We start from the raw sequence: 15,189 nt of genomic DNA, 5'->3' as shown, positions 1-15,189 counted from the left end.
CGAGGCGACACCGGACGCTGGTGCCTCGCCCGCAATGACGAAAGGACCGCGGAGGGCCGCTACCACTGAGTTGCCCGACGGCGCAAGCCTTCGCAGCAAAAATATTTCGCTTTATCCGAAGCGTGGCTCGGTGTATGGTCTGCCCGTCTCACCCACACGAGGGGCGCTTCGCGGTCGTCACGAACGTGGGTCGAGATGCGGTGGACGCCGATTGCGCAGTTGACGAACATGCATGAGGCGGACGGTGAAGTCGTGTGGTCCTGACGCCCTAGCGGCAGGTGTCTTTTCCGATTGCGCAGTGCGCGTTGCGAAGACGGTGACAACCAAGCCCAGTCTCGCCGGGGAGAGCACGAAGTAAGCCGTAGCCCATCGCGCAGGGAAAGCCGGGTTGTTTCCGGTTACACCTGTGGTCCTACCCCCGAGCTTTCTACCCATTGCTCGGGGCCCATGGGTGCGATCGGCACCCGGCTTTCCCTGCGCCCTCTGCTTGAGGTGAAGGCGGAACAAGATCCAAAGCTCGGACGCAATGCGCCGCGAGACTGCGGAAGCATGAGCCACACGTGGTCCAACACATTCAGTGTCGTCTTGGCGTCAGTGTCGTCATGGCGAAAGCCAGGACCCATTACCCCAAATGAGACTTGTTGTGCGATGCTGGGGCCACGACCTCGTTCACAATCAAATGCAGTGGTAATAGGTCCTGGCTTTCGCCAGGACGACAACGAAGAGTCACATCTGCAAGATTTGCCGCGGCGTATGGATCTCTGTTTTCGCAGGGCGACAGCCGGCAAGAAACACGCGCAGCATTCGCGCCCGGCGAACCCGCCATTGCCAAACCTCGCATTGACCTCATTGCCGTGGCCGGGCACAGCGTGCGGGCGGTGTCATTGAACGGTCGCAAGAGCCGAAGGGGATACCGCCGCATCGAATTTTGCGGTGCAGCAATGGTGCAATCGGCCCCTGCTAAAGGGGCAATGGCAATCGTCTTTGCTTGTCTGTAATGGTGCGACCGGATGTCTCGGGGCCGGTATTCGCGCTCCGCAATTACGCGGGAGGAAACATGCGTAAACTCATATTGGCTGCGGCGTCGATCGCGGCTTTGACCTTTGTCGGGCCTGCGGCGGCGCAGTCGCCGATCGTTCTCAAATTCAGCCACGTGGTGGCCTCGGATACGCCGAAGGGCAAGGCGGCCGACAAGTTCAAGGAACTCGCCGAGAAGTACACCGGCGGCAAGGTGAAGGTCGAGGTCTACCCGAACTCGACGCTTTACAAGGACAAGGAAGAGCTCGAGGCGCTGCAGCTCGGCGCGGTGCAGATGCTGGCGCCGTCGAACTCGAAGTTCGGCCCGATCGGCATCAAGGAATTCGAAGTCTTCGATCTGCCCTACATCCTGCCCGACCTGAAGTCGCTGCGGAAGGTCACCGACGGGCCGCTCGGCGCCCAGCTGCTCAAGAAGCTGGATTCCAAGGGCATGACCGGTCTCGCCTATTGGGACAACGGCTTCAAGCAGATGAGCGCGAACAAGAAGCTGGTCGCGCCCGCCGACTACAAGGGGCTCAAGTTCCGCATCCAGTCGTCGAAGGTGCTGGAAGCCCAGTTCCGCGCGCTCGGCGCGATCCCGCAGGTGATGGCATTCTCCGACGTCTACCAGGCGCTGCAGACCGGCGTGGTCGACGGCCAGGAGAACACCTGGTCGAACATCTACACCCAGAAAATGCATGAGGTGCAGAAGTACGCCACCGTCACCAATCACGGCTACATCGGCTACGTCGTGGTCGTGAACAAGAAGTTCTGGGACGGCCTGCCGGCCGATATCCGCGAGCAGCTCTCCAAGGCAATGAAGGAAGCCACCGAGTTCGGCAACAGCCAGTCGGCCAAGGAAAACGACGACGCGCTCGCCGAGATCAAGAAGGCCGGCAAGACCGAGATCGTCGCGTTGACGCCGGAGCAGGACGAGGCGATGCGCAAGGCGATGATGCCGGTCTACAAGGACGTGGCATCGCGCGTCGGCCAGCCGTTGATCGACGAATTCCTCAAGGAAACCGGCCGCAGCCCGATGAACTAGCTGCGGTGCTTCGCCGCTGAGGCGATGCCAGACGAGCTCCCTCTCCCCGTTCTTGCGGGGAGAGGGTTGGGGTGAGGGGCCTTCTCCGCGAACGCGGCTCCAGATGTGCTCGCGGAAGCTCCCCCTCACCGGAAATTCAAGCTGCGCTTGAATTTCGACCTCTCCCCGCACGCGGGGCGAGGTAGATCGGAGGCAGCTCCGATCGACGGCAACAGTCACGCGGGACTTGAACCGCAAACATAGTGAACGCCGCGGCCGCGTGAGGTCGCGGCCAGGGTGCCGTGGCCGGTTGCCGCATCAGGCCATGACAGGGGAGATCAATGCTGCTTAAAATTCTGGACCGGCTCGAGGAAATCATCATCGCGAGCCTGATGGGGGCCGCGACGCTGCTGACCTTCGTCACGGTCGTGCACCGTTTTCTGGTCGACGTTCCCGTGCTCTATCCGTACCTGTTCGGCATCAATCTCGCCTGGTCGCAGGAACTCTGCATCTACATGTTCATCTGGATGGCGAAGTTCGGCGCCGCCTATGGCGTGCGCGCCGGCGTCCATGTCGGCGTCGACGTCCTGATCAACCGCCTCAACGATTTCTGGCGCAAGCGCACCATCACCTTCGGCCTGCTCGGCGGCGCGCTATTCACCGGGATCGTCGGCACCATGGGTGCCAAATTCGTGTTCGAATTGATGCATACCGACCAGGTCTCGCCGGATCTCGAGATCCCGAGCTGGATCGTCTACGCCTGCATCCCGCTCGGCTCCTATCTGATGTGCTTCCGCTTCCTGCAGGTGTGCTGGAATTACTGGTGGACCGACGACCTGCCGCACCATGACGCCTCCCATGTCGATGGCGTCGAGACCAGCAAGACCGCGCCCGTCGCGCTTGGAGAAGCGTGATGAGCGCCGCACTTATTTTCGGACTGCTGTTTGCCCTGATGCTGACGGGCATGCCGATCTCGATTTCGCTCGGCCTGACCGTGCTCACCTTCCTGTTCACCATGACCGAGGTGCCGATCGAGAGCGTCGGCCTGAAGCTGTTTTCGGGCCTCGACAATTTCGGCATCATGGCGATCCCGTTCTTCATCCTGGCGGGCACCTTCCTGACCCGCGGCGGCGTCGCGCGGCGCATGATCGCGTTCACCACCTCGCTGGTCGGACATCTGCCCGGCGGCCTTGGGCTGGCCGGCGTCGCGGCCTGCGCGATGTTCGCGGCGATCTCGGGCTCGAGCGTCGCAACCGTGGTTGCTATCGGCTCGATCATGATGCCGGCGATGGTCGATCACGGCTATCCGAAGCGGTTCGGCGTCGGCGTGATCTCGACCTCGGGCGCGCTCGGCATCCTGGTGCCGCCCTCGATCATCCTGGTGCTCTACGGCGTCTCCACCAACACCTCGATCGGCGCGCTGTTCATGGCCGGCATCGTGCCGGGCGTCGTGCTCGCGCTGATGCTGGCGGCGGTGACTTTCTTCGTCGCACAGCGCAACGGCTATCCGAAGATGCCACGCGCGACCATCGGCCAGCAGTTCACGGCGTTCCGCGAAAGCATCTGGGGCCTGCTGCTGATCGCGATCGTGCTCGGCGGCATCTATGGCGGCATCTTCACGCCGACCGAAGCGGCCGCGGTCGCCGCGACCTATGCCTTCTTCATCACCGTATTCGTCTACAAGGAGCTGAAGCTCTCCGAGGTGCCGAAGGTGCTGCTGCAGGCGGCGAGCATGAGCTCGATGCTGCTCTACATCATCACCAACGCGGTGCTGTTCTCGTTCCTGATGACGCACGAGCAGATCCCGCAGGAGATGGCGGCCTGGATCATCGACAAGAACTTCTCGGTCTGGATGTTCCTGCTCGTCGTCAACATCATCCTGCTGCTCGCCGGCAATGTGATGGATCCGTCGTCGATCCTCCTGATCATGGCGCCGATCCTGTTTCCGCTGGCGACCAAGCTCGGCGTGCACCCGGTGCATCTCGGCATCCTGATGATCGTCAACACCGAGGTCGGGCTGTGCCACCCGCCGGTCGGGCTCAACCTCTACATTGCGAGCAGTATCGCCAAGATGGGCATCAGCGAGATCACCATCTCGGTGTTGCCATGGCTGTGCGCGATGCTGGTGTTCCTCGGCCTGATCACCTACGTGCCGGAGATCTCGCTGTGGCTGCCGCGCTTGCTCGGCATGATCTAGCGCAAACAACAGACATCCAAAGCGCGACCTCGCGCCTTGGATGTTTCTGCGGTGCAATGAAAGCGGATTACATCTTGGTAACAGAGCTCTCTCTGTCCAATCCGTAAGTTGAAGGCGCGGGCGGGCGGCATCATCTTCGAGCAACCTTCAAAGGAGGTTCGTATGAAGAAAGTTCTGCTCGCCGGCATCGCGGCGCTCACGATTGCCGGTTCGACCGCGGTCTATGCCCAGCATCGTCCCTGGTTCCACGGCCATATGCGGATGAGCCCCGAGGATCGGGCCGCCTTCCTCGACGCGCGGATCGCCGCCGTCCACGCCGGGCTGAAGCTCAACGCCGATCAGGAGAAGCTGTGGCCGCCGGTTGAGGCCGCGGTGCGCGACTTCGCGAAGATGCGGCTCGATCGTGCCAATGCGCGGATGGCCGCCGAGAAGACCGATGCGGACAAGTCGCAGAAGCCGGATGATCCGGTCGCCCGCCTGCGCGAGCGCGCCGGCAACATGGCGGCGACCGCGACGTCGCTGACGAAGATCGCCGATGCCGCCGACCCGCTCTACAAGACGCTCGACGACAACCAGAAGCGGCGGCTGAGCATGCTGACCCATATGGAAGGGCGCGGCTTCGGCGCCGAAGGCTGGCGCCGCCACCGCCTAGAGCGCGGCATGGACCGCTGGGAGCGCGGCGGCCGCGGCTTCGATCACGACCGTTTCGACCGCGACGATGGCCCTGATCAGGAGCGCTCCGGCCGGCTCTGAGCGCCGTCCGCCGGCACCCTCGCCAAGCCTATGAAAGGCCGCCGGATTCCGGCGGCCTTTCGGTTGTCAGAAAGTCGGGAAAACTTGCTTGAGCTTGCTGGACATCGGGGAATCGCTTTGCTAAACGACCGCTCTCTTGCGAGGGTCATTTCCGGACAAGTTCCGGGCGCATAGCTCAGTTGGTAGAGCAGCTGACTCTTAATCAGCGGGTCCCAGGTTCGAGCCCTGGTGCGCCCACCAAGCTTTTCAATAGCTTAGGTTAGCCCTCGTAGTTGTCATTCCGACAAACGGCCGCGTCTATTCCGACAAACCGGCTGCTTTTGTTCGCTTCTCGCGGCGCTTCCGGGTCCCCGAGATCAGCTGTTTACGGGTCCGCTTTGCATAGATCGGCAATTGCCGTGCAGACCTGTGGCGGCCGGCTGCGGCGACAATGTCCTTCACGACGCTGCGCAGGTAGCGGAGGTCCTTGCGCTCAGTATCCACGGTGGCGGAGTACGCGACTTGCGGTGCGCGCGATCGCGCCTGAAGACCAGACCCGAAACCGTGACCTGCTTGATGGCATCGAGCTCGGCCATCAGTTCGGGGAAAAGTGATTCGCCCCGATCATCGAAAAGCGGCCACCAGGCTTCCTCGCCGTTCTTCGGATGCACGATCTTCACGCTATTGGGCCGCTCCTTGGGGCGGTAGTGCGAAATCTCAAAAGCTCCGACGACATGCTCCTCGCGCTGCAACCACTCCGTCAGCCCGTGAGACCGCCAGCTGTCGAAGGCCGGCAGAAGAACGTACTCGGCGCGCTTAACGGCCGCATTGCAGTTCTCACCGAGTGCCTTCGCCTTGACGTGACACCCTTGCGCACGTGCCCACGTTGGAAGCTCGAAGAAGTAGGTCCATCGGCCGTTGCGCAACGGCTTTCGCCTGCAATACCGAGGCAATCTCAGAGCGGTCTTGGGAGGTTTCGTGCTAGCGCCCGAAGAAAGCTTGCGCGAGCGCGACGACTTACAGGCCGACGTTCCGCTGGCTGAGGCAGTATCCCGCCTGCGGCGAGGGCCCGGCCGGGCACCCTTGCGGCCGAAGCATGCGACGGTCGGGGCTTCGGTGGGTGTTGCCCCAAGTAAGCGTTTCGAGCATCTGCGCGATGAGCACCATGCCCAACCTCTCATGACCCAATTCCCTGGCATTCTCCCGCGAGCAAAATCAATCGCATCTGACGGAGCGAATGTTTTGCGCGAAATGCGCAATAAGTCTTGAATACTGCGCGATATGAACATATACGGCCGGCGTTTGCTCGTTTTTATAGCAAAACGCGCAAAATGATCGGAAGTGCGCGGTGTGCGGGAGGACAACAGAAATGCAGGTTCCAATTAAGCGGGCGATCGAGAGCGTGCCGGGCGGGATGATGGTGGTCCCTCTGTTGGTCGGGGCGCTTATTGCCACCTTCTTTCCCGATACCCCGAAGTTTTTTGGCTCCTTCACCGGCGCACTGTTCTCTGGCGCGCTGACAATTCTCGCCGTGTTCTACGTTTGCATGGGCGCGAGCATCGACTTCCGCGCGACCCCCTACATTGTGAAGAAGGGCGGCACCCTGCTGATCGTGAAGGTTGGCGTGGCCGTTGTCCTCGGCCTGATCTTCGGCCGCATTTTGGGAGAGACGCCGGTCGCAGCTGGCATGTTCGCGGGTGTCTCGACGCTCGCGATCGTCGCCGCCATGAACGACACCAATGGCGGTCTCTATATGGCGTTGATGGGCCAATATGGACGTCCGCGTGACGTCGGCGCCTATACCGTCATGTCGCTGGAGAGCGGTCCTTTCCTCACCATGATCACTTTGGGCGTCGCCGGCCTCTCGGCATTTCCATGGCAGACCCTCGTGGGCGCTATCCTGCCTCTGGTGGTGGGTATGATCATCGGCAATCTCGACAGAGAGATGCGCGACTTCCTGAGCCGCGCGGTGCCTGTGATGATCCCGTTCTTCGCCTTCGCGCTCGGCGCCGGCCTCGATCTGTCGAAGGTTTGGCAGGCCGGCCTGCTCGGCCTCGGCATGGGAGTGGCCGTGGTGGTTGTGACCGGCATCCCGCTGTTCCTCGCCGATCGCATCACTGGCGGGAATGGTGTCGCGGGTGTTGCGGCGGCCTCAACGGCCGGTAATGCGGCGGCCGTCCCGGCGATTGTCGCCGCGGCGAATCCAGCCTATGCGGACGCGGCGCGGCCGGCGACTATCCTCGTCGCGGCGTGCGTCGTGGTTACCGCAATCCTCGTGCCGATCGTCACCGCCTGGACAGCCCGCGTTGTTGGTCGCGACGTCGAGGAGCCTGCAGAAGAGAACAACGTGGCTTCTGCCGGCAAGATGACCCCCGCGGCGCGCTCGGTTGTCACTGAGGCAAGTCACTGAGGCAAAGTCACTGAAGCAGGTCGCTGAAGATGGCCCCTAAAGCGTTTTCGAGCGAAGTGGATACCGGTTCGCGTCAAGAAAACGCGTCAAGCCAAAGCTGGCTGATCGTCGCTGACGATCTCACCGGTGCCGCGGACTGTGCGATCGCCTTCGGCAGAAGGGGGCGTGCGGCTGCGGTGACGTGGGGTGAGGTGACCGACGCGTCGGGCTACCAGCTGCCTGTCCTGGCCTACGATGCCGCGAGTCGAGGCCTTTCGGCCGAGGCCGCTGCAGCCCGCCATGCCGATGTGCTGGCGCGCCTTTGCGAAGACGGACGTATTCTTTTCAAGAAGATTGACTCGACGCTGCGGGGGCAACCTGCAGCGGAGACTGCCGCCGCGCTTGCGCATCTCAAGTCACGGTCGGGTCCGGCCCTTGGCGTGTTCGCGCCGGCCTTTCCGGCCACCGGCCGGACCACCATCGACGGGCGTATCCTGGTCAGAGGCCGCCCCCTCGAGGAGGCCGAGGTCTGGCACCGCGACCACACCTACCCGAATGCCGATCTTGTCGACGTTCTCGCGACCGCGGGCGTTCGCGGTGAGAAGGTCAAGCTCGCTGCCGTGCGCGGTGGCGATCTCAAAGCCACGTTCGCGAGGCTCGCTTGGGAGGGCGACGTGGTCGCGGCCTGTGACGCCGAGACTGAACACGATCTGCGTTTGATCGCGGAGGCGAGCCTGCATGCATCGCCCGCAACCTTCTTCATCGGCAGCGCCGGCCTCGCGCATGCGCTGGCCGGCCTCGAAGTCAGCCATGCCGTCGAGCCGCTGCGCATTCCCACGAGCGCATCCGGCACCCTGATCGTGGTGGGCTCGCTCGCCGGCGCATCTCGCGCCGCCGCGCGCGAGCTGGAGGCGACCGGCACCGTGGCGCATTTCCCGGTCGCGCCGGAAACGCTGCTCAACGATGGTGCCGGCCGGGCGGCGCTCGCCGCGGACGTGATGAAACGACTTGCCGGCGGCGGCGATACACTGGTTGAGATCATGATGGATGATCACCCCGACATGTCGCTCGGCCCGCAGCTCGCCAAGGGGCTCGCCGACGCTCTTGAGGCCGTCGCACCCGCGATCGGCGCCTTCGCTGCGACCGGCGGCGAAACCGCCGCGGCGATGCTGTCGCGCTTCGGTGTCAACGGTATCCGTCTTGCCGACGAAATCGAGCCGGGCGTGTCGCTCGGCCTTACTCTTGGCCGATTGTCTGTTCCGATCGCCACCAAAGCGGGCGCGTTCGGTGACGAGAACAGCCTCATCCGCATCAGCGAGCGGCTTCGCGCCGTCCGAACCAGAGGAAGTTTCATATGACTCGTCCGACCATTGCGATCACCATGGGAGATCCGGCCGGTATCGGGCCCGAGGTGATCATGAAGGCGCTGGCGCAGCCGCAGGTGCGGGCGATCTGCAATGCGCTGGTGATCGGCGACTCCAACCGTCTGCGCAAGGCCGGTCAGATCGTCGGCGTGCCGCTTGAAGTCGATGCGTTGAGCGACGCGAAGCAGGCGAATTTTGCGTCGAAGGCCGTGCAGTGCGTTGACCTGAAGCTGGTGCCGGACGATCTGCCGTTCGGCAAGGTGTCGGCGACGGCAGGTGAGGCGGCATATCGCTACATCGAGAAAGCCGTGCAGGTGGTGCAGGCAGGGCTCGCGCAGGGCATCTGCACCGCGCCGCTTTCCAAGGAAGCGCTGCATGCGGCCGGCCACAAATATCCCGGCCATACCGAGCTCCTGGCGCATCTGACCGGCACGCCGGAAGTATCGATGATGCTGGTGTCGCCGAAACTCCGCGTCATTCACGTGACCACGCATATCGGCCTGCTCGATGCGATCGAGAAGATCGAGCCCGGCCTCGTCGAGCGTGTCATCGCACGCGGGCATGACGTGCTGGTGCGCGCCGGCGTCGCCAATCCGAAGATCGGCGTCTGCGCCATCAATCCGCATGCCGGCGAGAACGGGTTGTTCGGTCGCGGCGAGGAAGCCGCGAAGATCGCGCCGGCCGTGGAAGCCTGTCAGCGCAAGGGCTGGGACGTGCACGGCCCCCTGCCTGCCGACACGCTGTTCTTCCTGGCCGGCCGCGGCGACTACGACATGGTGGTCGCGATGTATCACGATCAGGGCCATGGACCCATCAAGGTGCTGGGGCTGGAAGCCGGTGTGAACATCACTGTTGGTCTGCCGGTGATCCGCACCTCGGTCGATCACGGGACCGCCTTCGACATCGCCGGCAAGGGCATCGCCGACGAGCGCAGCCTGATCGAAGCGCTGCGGCAGGCGGTCGATCTCGCGCCGAAGAAGGCGGCTTGAGGGGGCTGCGCGGGCTCCTCAGGATGAGGAGCGAGATGCGCGTTAAGCGCAGACATTGCGCGGCCGATGCATCGTGGTATCCATCGGCCGTGCCGCGAAGCCGATACGGTCGAGCTCGGCTGACGGCAATGAATCCGGGGGCTGAGGTTCGATGTCGATGCGCAGCAAGGAGCGTCACGCTCGTCTGTTGGAAGCACTGAACGCGGGAGAGATCGATGTCGACGATCTCGCGCGGCGCTTCGACGTTTCCGCTTCCACCGTGCGGCGCGACTTGCAGCATCTTTCCAAGAACAATGCCGTGCGCCGCACCTATGGCGGCGCCATTCTCACCGCCCACGCGAACGAGACAACGCTCGAGCAGCGCCTCGCGGTTCAGGGCAAACAGAAGCAGGCGATCGCGCGCGCGGCGATCGATCTGATCGAGGATGGCGACACGCTGATTCTCGATGCCGGCTCGACGGTCGCAGCCTTCGGCCGACTGCTGCAGCATCGGCGGCTGCGCATCATCACCAACAATCTTGCGCTGCTGCCCTTCTTCGCCAAGGCTCCGAGCATAGAGCTTGTGGTGTTGGGCGGCGCGCTGCGCACCACCAGCATGAGCACCATGGGGCCGCTCGCCAATGAGGCGTTGCGGCGCATGACCGCGGACCGCGCCGTCGTGAGCGCCGACGGCGTGGTGAATGGCCGTGGCCTGTGCGAAGCGGATCTCGAACAGGTCGCACTGAAGTCGCTGATGATGCAGCAGTCGAAGGAAGTCATCGTTCTCGCCGACGCCAGCAAGCTCGGCCGCGCCGAACAGATGGCCTGGGCGCCGCTGCCGCCGCGCTGGACTCTGGTGACTGATGTCGGCGCATCTGAGGAGCAGTGCAAGCGTCTCGCCGACGCGGGAGCGCGCGTGATCGTTGCCGGCGTTCGCTGAGCCGGCATCGCAATTTTTCGCGTGATCGGAGAAAAATATCGACCGAGGCGGGGTTGCGGTAAGGAATCGCTGAACCGGGGCGCAATGCCGTCAACTTGAATCGCCATATGCTAGGTGGCGATCACCAAACGAGGTTCGCCATGGCGTGCAAGTCTTGGAGTGGTTCTTGGAACGGCACTTGGATCGGCTCTTGGATCAGCCGGCTTGGCGCGCCGCTCGTCGCTTTTGCTTTGACCGTCGCGCCGTTGGCTTCGCCGGTGCACGCCGTTGAGGACGCTCGCAAGGTGAGCGTGGTGTCGTTCGGCCTTTTCGGCGATCAGGGCGTGTTTAGAAGCGAGGCGACCGGCGCAGCACAGGTCGTAGCGGGTCGTTTCGGGAGCGGCCCAGTCAACGTGCAATTCAATTCGAAGAAAGGCGGAGGTGCAACGATTGAAGGCCTGGCTAAGTCCTTGCAGGCGGCGGCCAATGGGATGGACGCCGAGAATGATGTTCTGTTCTTGATTCTCACCTCGCACGGCTCCCCCGACGGGCTTGCAATCAAAGCCGGGCGGCTTACGCAAACGCTCACGCCGTCCCATCTCGCCGCCATGTTGGCGCGGACCGGCATGCGATACAAGGTGGTGGTCATCTCTGCCTGTTATTCCGGGGTCTTTATCCCTCGTCTCGCGAACCCCGATACGTTGGTCATCACCGCGGCCGATGCCGACCATTCATCGTTCGGCTGTCGGGACAAAGCCAAGTGGACCTACTTCGGCAACGCCTTTTTCAATATCGCACTCCGGCAAGCCAGAAGCCTGAAGAACGCCTTTGTCGTTGCACGCTCGCTCGTCCAGCAGCGAGAACTGCGCGCTCGCTTCGAGCCGTCGAATCCCCTGATGGCAGGCGGCGCAAACGTGCAGCCGTTGCTCATTGCGCGTCCTTGAGGACCGGCCGCGTTTGCGGCCGGCGCCGGTGGGTGCCGTCAACCTCGTCCATGTTGATCTGGTCACCGCATCGCGCCGCATGTCTGCTACGGGCCCCTTAGCGGACTTGATTGGCGTTATGGCTGACTTCCGCTTTGCCGGAGATAGCCGACTTCACCGCCAAAGGGAGAGACTGCTTCTGTCGGTGCCTCTCCGTCGGCCGAAGGCGAGGATCGTGGATGGCACTGTCACGTTCACTCATCAGCAGGTGAGCTTGCCTGACGCCGTTGCGAACTTTGGTGTGAACGAAAACAGCACGTATCTGGTGCGGTTTCTGGTGCGGTCGTCGCGCTGCGGGCAACGAGAACGAAGTAAGTCTATTGATCTCATTGGTGGGCCCGGCAGGACTCGAACCTGCAACCAGACCGTTATGAGCGGTGGGACAATCGTCGCCGCTGTTAAGTTTCCTGCCTTTTCGTCGAATTCGACCACGTTCGCCGCCCTTCGTGCGGGTTGTTATTGGCGCGAAACCGGTACGGATTGTCAGTAGTCGAATCTTGGACCAGGACGTTGCGTTCTGTAGGTGATAACGTGAGAACGCACTCAAGCCCAGCGATCGACGGCAAGCGACCTCCATACGGCAGCGCGCCGGCAGATCGCCGCGGCCGGCCAAGGTCAGCCTCATAATGCAGGCTATGGGAAGGAATCAAAAGCGGTTCATGACAAGCCAGGCGAAACATAACGTGAGTTTCTGGGAGCGTCTAAAGACAGAGGCATCTGCTGAGTGGCGCGCCTACACCGAGCATCCCTTCACGAACGGATTGGCAGACGGCTCGCTCGCCGAACCGGCATTTCGTTATTATCTTGCTCAGGATTACTTGTTCCTCACCGAGTTCGCGCGCGCCTACGCGCTCTCGGTCTACAAATCGCCCAAGCTTGCCGACATGCGTGAAGCAGCGGCCGGTCTTTCGGCCATCCTTGATGTCGAGATGAACCTTCATGTGACACTCTGTGCCGGTTGGGGTCTGTCCCCAAGCGACCTTGAACAGACCCCTCCGGCGGCCGAGATGCTAGCCTATACTCGCTACGTGCTGGATGCTGGAATGCGCGGCGATCTGCTGGCACTCAAGGTGGCGCTGGCCCCATGCGTGATCGGGTACGCGGAGATCGCGAAGCGGCTGGCTGCCCAACCCGATGCGAACGCTGCGACGAACCCCTATCGCGTGTGGATTGCCGAGTACGCTGGTGCGCCATACCAAGAGGTCGCGGCGAAAGCGGGAGCACACTTGGAACGTCTCGCTGATCTCTACGCCACCCCGGCCCGCGAGGCAGAGCTGATTGCGATCTTCAAGGAAGCTACTCGTCTCGAGGCAGACTTCTGGGAGATGGGCTGGCGCGCGGGCCAGCGTGTCGAATAGCGCTTCGGAAACTGTCATGCTTATAACCTGAAGGTCATCGGTTCGAATTTGTTGGCAAAGCTATCCGCAGATTTGGTCTCAATTGGGCTCTCTTTGATGATTTTGGTGGGTCCGGCAGGACTCGAACCTGCAACCAGACCGTTATGAGCGGCAGAATAGCGATCAGCTTCGTCGCCTTTGCCGCGCATTCGGTCGCTTCTGCTCGCGTTTGTTACGTTTTGATGATGTCGCTCCCGCTTTGGTCGCCAGCCAGCGATCAGTCAAAACGTCTCGGTAACCTTGCTCAGGCGAGGGGGACGATCCGGGTCAAATCCGCGCGCGCATGCCGCCTGCTCGATCATCCGGTAGGCCGGAACGAGCATGGTGATCGGGTCGGTGGCGGGGTCATCCTCGACCAACCAAGGCAGCGAGCCATGCGGTCCGCCGCAGAGATGCAGCGCGATCTTTTGCTCACGCAATTCCTCTGCCAGTGCGTCCACCGTGGCCGCCGTTTCATCCATGAGGCGCATCATGACAACTGGCGTGCGCGATGATAGCGCGGCACGTGGCCCATGCTGCAGCTCGGCGGCGCTCAGTCCGATGGAGGGCAGGCGCATGATTTCCGAAAGCTTGAGCGCGATCTCCCTCGCCGAGCCCAGGCCCAGGCCCCGAGCCGCCACAAACACAGCTGATGCCTTGACGAGATCATCGGCAATCTCCGACCAGTCGAGCGCCAGCGCGCGGTGCAGGCGCTCGGGCAGCCGGTCGAGGGCTGACCGCAGCGCACGATCTTGCGCCAGCTCGGCAACCAGTCCGGCACTGGCGGCCATCGAGCCGATCACGGTCTTCGTTGCCGCTACGGAGTGTTCTTGGCCGGCTTCGATCGGAACGACGAATTCCGCTTCGTCAGCCACCGGCGACGACGGCGCATTGACGATGGCAATCGTGCGTGCGCCCGAGGCTCGTGCCGACCTGGTCGCTGCGACGAGATCCGGGCTGCGCCCCGATTGCGAGATTACGATGAACAGCGCATCGCGGAGCATCAAAGGTGTGCGAAATGCCGTGATCACCGAGGGAGCACTTGCTGAAACGGGAAGGCGAAGCCGCGTCTCGACAAGATATCTCAAGAAAACTCCGGCATGCCCGGAGCTTCCCCGACCACACACGACGCACAAAGGGGCGGAGTCAATCCCAATCCGCTGTGCGATGTCGCGCAAGGCGGGTCGGCTGCGAACAATGTTAGCGACAACACCCGCGCTTTCCCCGATTTCGCTCGCCATCGCGGATATCGTCACGGCTCAACCACTCCGCCTCGGCCGCGTCCCGCCGCTCCCTTTGGGAGTCGGTCACCATGCGAGTCACGATTCTTGGCAAGCTCGACAAACACTTGCCGAAGATTGCCGTCACAGTTCTCCAGAACGGTCTTCGCATCAACCCTGTCGACACCGAGCGCCAGAAGGACTGCAATCTTGATGTCTCCCTCGGCCTGCTCGAGCGAGCGTGCCGCGTGCGACGGATTACAGCGCGCGATTTGCGCCACCATGGCCTCGGCGCGCCGCTTCAGCTTGGCATTGGTCGGCGGCATGTTCACCATCATGCCGCGATATACCCGGCCAAGGCGCAGCATGATCCCCGAGGAGATCAGGTTGAGCACGACCTTCTGCGCGGTGCCCGCCTTCATCCGCGTGGAGCCGGCGATCAGCTCTCGGCCGGTCTCGACCAGGATCGGAAACTTTGCCAATGCCAGCAGTGCGGTGCCGGGATTGTTGGCGACACCAATCGTTACTGCATCGAAAGACCCTGCCTGCTGCAGCGCCGCGACCGTGAACGGCGTTGTGCCGCTGGCGGCTACCGCAATCACCACGTCGTGCGGCGTGAGCCGTGCGGCGCTGATCTGCGTGACTGCATCATCGACATCGTCCTCCGCGCCCTCGATGCTGGTGACGAACGCGCTGTCACCGCCGGCAACGACGAAGCGGACGCGCTCGCGGGGCCAAGCGAAGGTCGGCGTCAGCTCGGCGCCGTCCTGGACCGCCACGCGGCCTGACGTGCCCGCGCCGACATATACAATGCGTCCGCGGTCGCCCAGCACCGTCTTGGCCGCTTCGGCTGCCGCAGTGATCGCGGGAAGGGCATGGCCGATCGCGGCGACCGCCGCAAGCTGGCCCTCCCACATCGCTTCCATCGCTGACGTCAGCGACCATGCATCAAGGTCGGTAAATCTGGGATCGACTTCTTCGGTGGCCATATCGGTGATCC

At 62.9% G+C, this 15,189-nt stretch carries 14 protein-coding genes and 1 tRNA gene; 11 read left to right on the top strand and 4 right to left on the bottom strand.

Annotated features, from left to right (window positions below):
* The first annotated feature begins 1,057 nt into the window (after positions 1-1,057).
* From ACVI1L_RS00630 to ACVI1L_RS00610, 5 genes are all read left to right on the top strand, one after another.
* Complete coding sequence (locus ACVI1L_RS00630) at positions 1,058-2,062, top strand: TRAP transporter substrate-binding protein (RefSeq protein ID WP_028342401.1); 1,005 nt, start codon at positions 1,058-1,060, stop codon at positions 2,060-2,062.
* Between the two features lie 320 nt (positions 2,063-2,382).
* A complete protein-coding gene (locus tag ACVI1L_RS00625) occupies positions 2,383-2,955 on the top strand; it encodes a TRAP transporter small permease (RefSeq protein WP_057020631.1) in 573 nt (190 codons plus the stop codon).
* Positions 2,955-4,238 carry a TRAP transporter large permease gene (locus ACVI1L_RS00620; protein WP_076834271.1) on the top strand — a complete coding sequence of 428 codons (1,284 nt, stop codon included), beginning with the start codon at positions 2,955-2,957 and terminating at the stop codon, positions 4,236-4,238. Before ACVI1L_RS00625 ends, ACVI1L_RS00620 begins: the two co-directional genes overlap by 1 nt.
* A 162-nt stretch (positions 4,239-4,400) precedes the next feature.
* Entirely contained in the window at positions 4,401-4,991 is a 591-nt protein-coding gene (locus tag ACVI1L_RS00615) for a Spy/CpxP family protein refolding chaperone (RefSeq protein WP_028332421.1), read from the top strand.
* Positions 4,992-5,155: 164 nt separating this feature from the next.
* A tRNA-Lys gene (locus ACVI1L_RS00610) sits at positions 5,156-5,231 on the top strand.
* 197 nt (positions 5,232-5,428) lie between these two features.
* Here the strand turns inward: ACVI1L_RS00610 and ACVI1L_RS00605 are convergent.
* A complete protein-coding gene (locus tag ACVI1L_RS00605; RefSeq protein ID WP_076834270.1) occupies positions 5,429-5,896 on the bottom strand; it encodes a hypothetical protein in 468 nt (155 codons plus the stop codon).
* Positions 5,897-6,339: 443 nt separating this feature from the next.
* Here ACVI1L_RS00605 and ACVI1L_RS00600 point away from each other — a divergent pair, with 443 nt between their 5' ends.
* The 6 genes from ACVI1L_RS00600 (at position 6,340) to tenA (ending at position 12,951) form a co-directional block, all read left to right on the top strand.
* Positions 6,340-7,380: a 2-keto-3-deoxygluconate permease gene (locus ACVI1L_RS00600; RefSeq protein WP_092090551.1), complete on the top strand. Its 1,041-nt coding sequence runs from the start codon at positions 6,340-6,342 to the stop codon at positions 7,378-7,380.
* Between the two features lie 29 nt (positions 7,381-7,409).
* Positions 7,410-8,717, top strand: a complete 1,308-nt coding sequence (locus tag ACVI1L_RS00595) for a four-carbon acid sugar kinase family protein (protein ID WP_168857131.1) — start codon at positions 7,410-7,412, stop codon at positions 8,715-8,717.
* Complete coding sequence (gene pdxA, locus ACVI1L_RS00590) at positions 8,714-9,712, top strand: 4-hydroxythreonine-4-phosphate dehydrogenase PdxA (protein ID WP_057020626.1); 999 nt, start codon at positions 8,714-8,716, stop codon at positions 9,710-9,712. The genes ACVI1L_RS00595 and pdxA overlap by 4 nt, the downstream gene beginning before the upstream one ends.
* A gap of 151 nt (positions 9,713-9,863) precedes the next feature.
* Positions 9,864-10,631 (top strand): DeoR/GlpR family DNA-binding transcription regulator, encoded by a 768-nt coding sequence (locus ACVI1L_RS00585; protein WP_057020625.1) that lies wholly within the window; start codon positions 9,864-9,866, stop codon positions 10,629-10,631.
* A gap of 140 nt (positions 10,632-10,771) precedes the next feature.
* Positions 10,772-11,554, top strand: coding sequence for a C13 family peptidase (locus ACVI1L_RS00580; RefSeq protein ID WP_244559000.1), 783 nt, complete (start codon positions 10,772-10,774; stop codon positions 11,552-11,554).
* A 722-nt stretch (positions 11,555-12,276) separates the two neighbouring features.
* Positions 12,277-12,951, top strand: a complete 675-nt coding sequence (gene tenA / locus ACVI1L_RS00575) for a thiaminase II (protein WP_229188777.1) — start codon at positions 12,277-12,279, stop codon at positions 12,949-12,951.
* Between the two features lie 20 nt (positions 12,952-12,971).
* Here tenA and ACVI1L_RS00570 read toward each other — a convergent pair whose 3' ends face one another.
* From ACVI1L_RS00570 to ACVI1L_RS00560, 3 genes are all read right to left on the bottom strand, one after another.
* Complete coding sequence (locus tag ACVI1L_RS00570; protein ID WP_156436544.1) at positions 12,972-13,139, bottom strand: hypothetical protein; 168 nt, start codon at positions 13,137-13,139, stop codon at positions 12,972-12,974.
* 72 nt (positions 13,140-13,211) lie between these two features.
* Positions 13,212-14,210 carry an SIS domain-containing protein gene (locus ACVI1L_RS00565; RefSeq protein ID WP_456782037.1) on the bottom strand — a complete coding sequence of 333 codons (999 nt, stop codon included), beginning with the start codon at positions 14,208-14,210 and terminating at the stop codon, positions 13,212-13,214.
* Between the two features lie 11 nt (positions 14,211-14,221).
* Positions 14,222-15,178 (bottom strand): N-acetylmuramic acid 6-phosphate etherase, encoded by a 957-nt coding sequence (locus tag ACVI1L_RS00560; RefSeq protein WP_253639278.1) that lies wholly within the window; start codon positions 15,176-15,178, stop codon positions 14,222-14,224.
* Between the last annotated feature and the right edge of the window lie 11 nt (positions 15,179-15,189).

The sequence above is a fragment of the Bradyrhizobium sp. USDA 4516 genome, from assembly GCF_054055915.1.
The sequence above is the reverse complement of the archived record's forward strand: the minus strand, read 5'-3'. Positions and strand labels throughout refer to the sequence as shown.

What these genes read in the sequence shown, in the direction of transcription:
- ACVI1L_RS00560 (WP_253639278.1), bottom strand. Translation starts at nt 15,178, where the DNA reads ATGGCCACCGAAGAAGTCGATCCCAGATTTACCGACCTTGATGCATGG.
- ACVI1L_RS00625 (WP_057020631.1), top strand. Translation starts at nt 2,383, where the DNA reads ATGCTGCTTAAAATTCTGGACCGGCTCGAGGAAATCATCATCGCGAGC.
- ACVI1L_RS00630 (WP_028342401.1), top strand. Translation starts at nt 1,058, where the DNA reads ATGCGTAAACTCATATTGGCTGCGGCGTCGATCGCGGCTTTGACCTTT.
- ACVI1L_RS00585 (WP_057020625.1), top strand. Translation starts at nt 9,864, where the DNA reads ATGTCGATGCGCAGCAAGGAGCGTCACGCTCGTCTGTTGGAAGCACTG.
- ACVI1L_RS00615 (WP_028332421.1), top strand. Translation starts at nt 4,401, where the DNA reads ATGAAGAAAGTTCTGCTCGCCGGCATCGCGGCGCTCACGATTGCCGGT.
- pdxA (WP_057020626.1), top strand. Translation starts at nt 8,714, where the DNA reads ATGACTCGTCCGACCATTGCGATCACCATGGGAGATCCGGCCGGTATC.
- ACVI1L_RS00580 (WP_244559000.1), top strand. Translation starts at nt 10,772, where the DNA reads ATGGCGTGCAAGTCTTGGAGTGGTTCTTGGAACGGCACTTGGATCGGC.
- ACVI1L_RS00595 (WP_168857131.1), top strand. Translation starts at nt 7,410, where the DNA reads ATGGCCCCTAAAGCGTTTTCGAGCGAAGTGGATACCGGTTCGCGTCAA.
- ACVI1L_RS00620 (WP_076834271.1), top strand. Translation starts at nt 2,955, where the DNA reads ATGAGCGCCGCACTTATTTTCGGACTGCTGTTTGCCCTGATGCTGACG.
- ACVI1L_RS00570 (WP_156436544.1), bottom strand. Translation starts at nt 13,139, where the DNA reads ATGCGCGGCAAAGGCGACGAAGCTGATCGCTATTCTGCCGCTCATAAC.
- ACVI1L_RS00600 (WP_092090551.1), top strand. Translation starts at nt 6,340, where the DNA reads ATGCAGGTTCCAATTAAGCGGGCGATCGAGAGCGTGCCGGGCGGGATG.
- ACVI1L_RS00565 (WP_456782037.1), bottom strand. Translation starts at nt 14,210, where the DNA reads ATGGCGAGCGAAATCGGGGAAAGCGCGGGTGTTGTCGCTAACATTGTT.